This window comes from Endozoicomonas sp. SESOKO2, assembly GCF_024606245.1.
In the GTDB taxonomy this organism is placed as follows: Bacteria; Pseudomonadota; Gammaproteobacteria; order Pseudomonadales; family Endozoicomonadaceae; genus Endozoicomonas_A.
Map to the genome: position 1 here is coordinate 1 of NZ_JAHHPQ010000776.1, position 1075 is coordinate 1075.

Sequence of the window (1075 nt, forward strand, 5' to 3'; positions counted from 1 at the left end):
GCTTCGGCGATGCCCAGGCCGGTCGATATGATTCCCGGGTTCATGGTGGCGGCGATATCCTGAAAACCTGTCTGCAAGTCCTGTCGTCTGCTTACCGGCCAGAAGTCTGTCCCACCGGGCAGGTAAAACCCATTGCGCTGGTCATGCAACAGTGCATCCACTGCCAGCTGGGGGGCGTAGTAATCAGCCACTCAACGTTACAGGACGATACCATTCAAGTGGAATATGCACCGGGTCAACCACGGGGGGCAGTCTGTGGAAATTCAGGCATCCGCCCCCATCGCTATACGATCAGGCGCGGTGATGACGAAAACAGTCAACCGGATTGGCAATTTACTCCGGGAGACATTACCACCCAGTTTGTGCTGAAAAAAATCACCGATGAAGAGATCTGTGAAGCGGGTTATATCGAACAGAGCACCACGGCAACCACGGATGTAAAAGACATCATGCTGGCTGATGAGATATTGCAAAAACTGCAGAAATACGCAGAACAGCTGGAAGATATGTTCTGTTGTCCGGTAGATATTGAGTTCGGCGTGGATGACCAGCAGCAACTTTACCTCTTCCAGTGTCGGCCAGTGACCCGGCTGCCGGGCAACACCCATTTCTCTGCCGCAGCTCCCTCCCTGCCGCTGGCTGGAGGCATTATGGTCAGTGAAGGTTGCCGCAGTGGTGTGGCCCTGGTGGTCACCGAACCGGTCAACGCAGAACAGATTCCGCCCAGTACCATTCTGCTTTCCGATCACGCCAGTGACTGGATGCTGGCACCGGATATTTTGCGACGTTTGGGCGGCTGCGTATTCAGACAAGGGGGCACCAACGATCATGTTGCCATCACCCTGCGTCAGGCGGGTATACCCTGCCTGTTGGCTGGTTCTCAGTATTCTGAGGCATCAGCACAAGCCAGCGGACAACAGGTAACACTGGTGGCAGGCAGCTTTGTCGGCAGCCCCGGAGCCTGTTTGCTAACCGGCGACCAGTCTGCTTACTGGCAGGCCCATAGCACCACTTCGAGACAGGATATTATCAGCTCACCCGCGATCGGTGCTGCTGAACCACCGAACTTCAACAG

The 1075-nt window shown here is 55.5% G+C and carries 1 protein-coding gene; it reads left to right on the forward strand.

Annotated features, from left to right (window positions below; genetic code table 11):
• On the forward strand, positions 1-1075 hold a 1075-nt coding region (locus tag KDK17_RS18560; RefSeq protein WP_257288764.1), incomplete at both ends, for a PEP/pyruvate-binding domain-containing protein.